The sequence below is a fragment of the Vibrio sp. 10N.261.52.C2 genome, from assembly GCF_041471425.1.
In the GTDB taxonomy this organism is placed as follows: Bacteria; Pseudomonadota; Gammaproteobacteria; order Enterobacterales; family Vibrionaceae; genus Vibrio; species Vibrio crassostreae_C.
Window position 1 is genome coordinate 1 of sequence record NZ_JBFROH010000096.1, and the last position, 4,285, is coordinate 4,285.

Sequence of the window (4,285 nt, forward strand, 5' to 3'; positions counted from 1 at the left end):
GAGAACGTTGATACGATAGATAAAGCGATATTGTCACGTACCTTTTCATTTAAGTTTCCCTACTTGGACAACCCTTTTAATTGTTCTATCGAGGAGCTTCGTCTTCATCAAATTGACTCTGGATCGTCTTACAACCTGAATGCCATTGCCGTAGAAGATAAGATACTTGCTCCGCGATTTACGGATGCAATTCCATTGAGTATGTTACTGAGCAAAAATGGACTTAAAGCTTAAGTATTAGCTCTCGCTCTTTAGACTCTTAAGCAACACCGTCTTCTCTTCATCACTCATCTTGTCAATTGCACACGCTAACTCAGCGCTCAATTCGCTCCTACAGAAAAAGTAGTTTAGCGGCACATCTAACTCTTCAGCCATGCGCTCAAGCGTACCAATATCAGGTACATGTCTGCCTTTCTCGTAATGATTCATACGACCGCTAGCAGAACTTTGCTCCATACCAATTTTCACCCCTAAATCTTTTTGGGTGATCTTGGCTTTTTTACGCGCAGCTTTGAGCCTCGCTGGGATGGGGTTGTCTTTTTGCACTTACACATTTCTTTTCAACCTTTAGATAACTTAGATTGTCTAAGTTTTACTGATTTTTGTATACTTAGCAATCCTAAGTTTTATTGCCTGTAAGAGTCACATGAAGAAAGTAACCAGAATTAACCCTCACATGTTTAACCTATTGATTAAAAAAGGGATGGATAACTTCTCCGTCACAGAAGCTGGGGATGCTTTGCTAAACAGTGCTTCAACCTTCCCGAGCAAGGTCGAGGCTCGCAAGTATGTTTATAAGCAACTTCTATCACTTGAGGAGAAAGGTTGGCTTTCTGTCATCGGTGCTCGTAGAGACAAACGCTACCATCAAACTAACGAATTCAAAGCGCTCACAATTGAGCCTAGATCGGCTCGAAAGAGAAGAAGCAACATGAAGGCGAGTTGGCGATTACTCTAGGCGAGATTGAGGAATACCAATCGTTGTTAACGCGTTTCCCAAACAACAAGCAAGATATGCAGCCGCTATTTAATGCAGCAAGAGAACGCTCAGCTAAGCTATTAGGCAGAATTAATGCACTAACCAACTGGATGCAAGTCGCGCAAAGTAAGGCTCCTCAATGTTAAGAGCATGGCAAGCCGAGTGTGCAGCTCAAGTTATCGAGAAATTCACTTCAAACAAGTATTCACACTTCCTCTGCCAAGCGACTCCTGGAGCGGGTAAAACCGTTATGGCCGCCGAGGTTGCGAGTCGGTTATTTAAAAGAGGAATGATTGACCTAGTGCTGTGCTTCTCGCCTTCTCTGACTGTTGCAGAAGGGATGCAAAAGACCTTTTCATGGAAGCTCGAATGTTCCTTTAATGGAGGTTTGGGTTCTCTAGGGGGCTCTTACACCTACCAATCCATCCGCTTTTTGGATGAAAACTTTTGGAACACCGTCAGCAAATATCGAGTTTTAGTCGTATTTGATGAGATCCACCATTGTTCGTTTGATGATGAGGGGCGGTCAAACTCATGGGGGCTAGAAATTGTCTCGAAGATCCAAGGTTTTGCTGGTTATACTCTGGCGCTATCGGGTACTCCTTGGCGTTCTGATCGACTACCGATTGTCATGGCCGAGTATTCTGATCCTGATGGCAAGGTTGTTTGTGATTACCAATACGGCTTGCAACAGGCCGTTGAAGATAAGGTATGCCGCCGCCCTAAAATCGTTTTAATCGATAATGAATACCTGAGTGTTAAGGCTGGCAGTGATAATAAACACTTCGCCTCTATTCTTGATTGTCTTAAACAATCCGATGTCTCTTACCAAAGCGTCATTCACAATAAAGACGCTATGAATTACATATTAAATAGTGGTTGCCAAAAGCTAGCGCAGATAAGGCAAGAGTCCCCAAGTGCTGGAGGCTTAGTGGTTGCATCTTCTATTAAGCACGCTAAAGACATTCAAAAGCGACTTGTTGAGTACTTTAATCAATCAGCATGCATAGTGACTTATCACCATGATGACCCGTTTAATGAAATTGAGTCTTTTCGTCACTCAAAGGTTCAGTGGATAGTCAGTGTTGGGATGATAAGTGAAGGAACGGATATTCCAAGGCTGCCAGGGCGCGAGCACACTTTGTTCAATTTATAACCCAAAGAAGACTCGTGCCCGATAATCATCGTTCCAAGCAGCCTTCTTCAACTTCACTTTTTGGCTTGGTGCACCACATTCGCATTGCTTCAGCATGTTCATCACAAAGCGTCTAAACAACGCTATATTTTCTACAGCACCATCTAGCGTGATCCGTGAGTAATCCTCTTTAAAAACAACATCTAATACGTAATGCTGGCTGTTTTTAATACGCCAATGCTGACGAATGTAGTGGCCTAGCATTTTGTGATTCGGCGACATAGAGCTTATGTAATATGAGGTGTCTACACTTCCTTTTCCGTTGATCACTCGATGCCGCTCCACCGCAATGATGCTTCGTACTGTCGGCCATTTCTCCGCAAGCTCTTTAGGTAACTTAGCCTTTAACTGAAATACATATCTTTCTTCACTGCGGCCATGGTGCTTCTCTTTGATTTCGGTAACTATTTTCTCTTTACCTGCTTCAAAGACAGCTTGAAATTGCTCCACAATAGCCACTCTCAATTTGGGCTGGTTGTTCTTCACTTGAACAACAACGTGAGCCTTTTTCTCTGCAATTTTCTCGAGCATATCGCGCTGACAATGCAGGGCATCAATGGTGATGACACTGCCTTTTACGTTAATAACATCAAGCATTTGGCGTACAACGTTGATCTCGCCATTTTTGCTCTCAGTCGGCTTTTGACTCAAAACGAGGCCACGTTCAGTGTCGTAGGCGGTAACCAATTGTAACGCTGTTTTTTTGTCATTTCGGTATGAGCCACGCAGCACTTTTCCATCGAATGCGATTATCGGCTTGTGTTGACTAGTGCGTTGCTCGTTAATCCACAGGGCTAATGCCTCTAGCAAAGATTCTGCGACAACTGAACGTAAAATACGGGCTATTGTATGCCGACGTGGAATACCATGTTCAAATGTTCTGTATTTTCTCAGCCAATCTAGTTTGTCTTTCCCAAACAATTCAATATCTTGCCATCCTTCACATCCAGATGCGATGGCGCTAATTACAAGGAACATGACATCGATAAGATCATGCTTCTGATTAATGTCTGACCGAGTGTCTTGGACGACTGATAAGTGTTCGATTAAGTTCAAAATGGCTGTGTGATTGTGGATTTAGCACTATTAGATCATATTTGTTAACAAAGTGCGATCCCGCCCTGCCAAGGCTGCAGGTTTGCTGCCATATGAGTTCGGTAAAAACGGAGCTTTACTTTAGGCAAGTGCTCGGACGAATTTTGAGAATCAATGATTCACCCAATCAAGAAGCGTGGTTGTATACCTTTGCCGAAGAAAGTTTGATTGGGTTTGCTGAAAGAATTGAGCAGGATATTCCTGATAGCTGCATGTACATTAAACAAGAGAATAATGTGCCGAGTGCTATTGATGAAAAACGCCAATCATCAAGCATCGTATCGGAAAGTGCTCAACCTAATCACTCTCATTCAAGCGTACTCCGTTGGGGGGGAGCGGTAGATCCCGTTAAATCAAATAATATAGGGCTAACCTTAGCATTTGATGAGCTCAGGTTGGGACAATTTAAACAGCGAATAATCGCAGCATTTATCTAAATTGGTTCTATTTCAGTGTTTTATCTGTAGAGATCTTCTTGCGATCAGGATATTTGCAAGGAGTAGCGGTATCTTAGTGGTTGTATCAGCGATGCCCATTAAGAGGGCACCAACTAAAGCTTGTTAAGAGGATACAGTGTATGAACAAGGTTATTTACACCATCGATTAAAACCTCTATTACGACTATGTTATTGCGTGCGGGGGCATTAGTAAAATTAGTCAGGTGGGAGTAAGAAAAGTTGAAAAATAAAGATGAACTCGAATACTCAAACCAGGTTATAACTAGATAATTTACTACTATATAAGTAGGTGCATCTGAAGGGTGAGTCAAAGCAGGGCAAGATTACGAAGCCCCTTGCCCTGCAAGGACTTGCGAAAGGTAAGCGTTATTGCGGTTCGCTTTTTTCTGCTTTCTTTTGATCCTTGCTTTGAAGCTGATTTCTTCCGTCAGCAGATTTAAAGCTATATGTCTTATAACTGCTAAATTCTCACCGGCTTGCTCTCGACGTATCCGACATTCATCTTCTTTAAAACCAACGTCTAATCGCCAGTGCATCAGATTTTCAATGCTCCAATGT

2 protein-coding genes and 5 pseudogenes are annotated in these 4,285 nt (G+C 42.6%); 4 read left to right on the forward strand and 3 right to left on the reverse strand.

Annotation, left to right across the window (positions count from 1 at the left end):
- A pseudogene (locus tag AB4307_RS21795) lies at positions 1–234 on the forward strand (TniB family NTP-binding protein); the annotation flags it as partial.
- Positions 235–237: 3 nt separating this feature from the next.
- On the opposite strand, the gene AB4307_RS21800 reads toward AB4307_RS21795, so the two are convergent.
- Entirely contained in the window at positions 238–546 is a 309-nt protein-coding gene (locus tag AB4307_RS21800) for a helix-turn-helix domain-containing protein (protein WP_210447959.1), read from the reverse strand.
- Positions 547–646: 100 nt separating this feature from the next.
- Here AB4307_RS21800 and AB4307_RS21805 point away from each other — a divergent pair.
- Positions 647–1,125, forward strand: a pseudogene (locus AB4307_RS21805) (VspR family transcription factor).
- Positions 1,119–2,102, forward strand: a pseudogene (locus AB4307_RS21810) (DEAD/DEAH box helicase); the annotation flags it as partial. The pseudogenes AB4307_RS21805 and AB4307_RS21810, both read left to right, overlap by 7 nt.
- A gap of 27 nt (positions 2,103–2,129) precedes the next feature.
- On the opposite strand, the gene AB4307_RS21815 reads toward AB4307_RS21810, so the two are convergent.
- A complete protein-coding gene (locus AB4307_RS21815) occupies positions 2,130–3,230 on the reverse strand; it encodes an ISAs1 family transposase (RefSeq protein ID WP_372133519.1) in 1,101 nt (366 codons plus the stop codon).
- 65 nt (positions 3,231–3,295) lie between these two features.
- Here AB4307_RS21815 and AB4307_RS21820 point away from each other — a divergent pair.
- Positions 3,296–3,706, forward strand: a pseudogene (locus AB4307_RS21820) (diguanylate cyclase); the annotation flags it as partial.
- 344 nt (positions 3,707–4,050) lie between these two features.
- Here AB4307_RS21820 and AB4307_RS21825 read toward each other — a convergent pair.
- Positions 4,051–4,285 (reverse strand): annotated as a pseudogene (locus tag AB4307_RS21825) (ISAs1 family transposase); the annotation flags it as partial.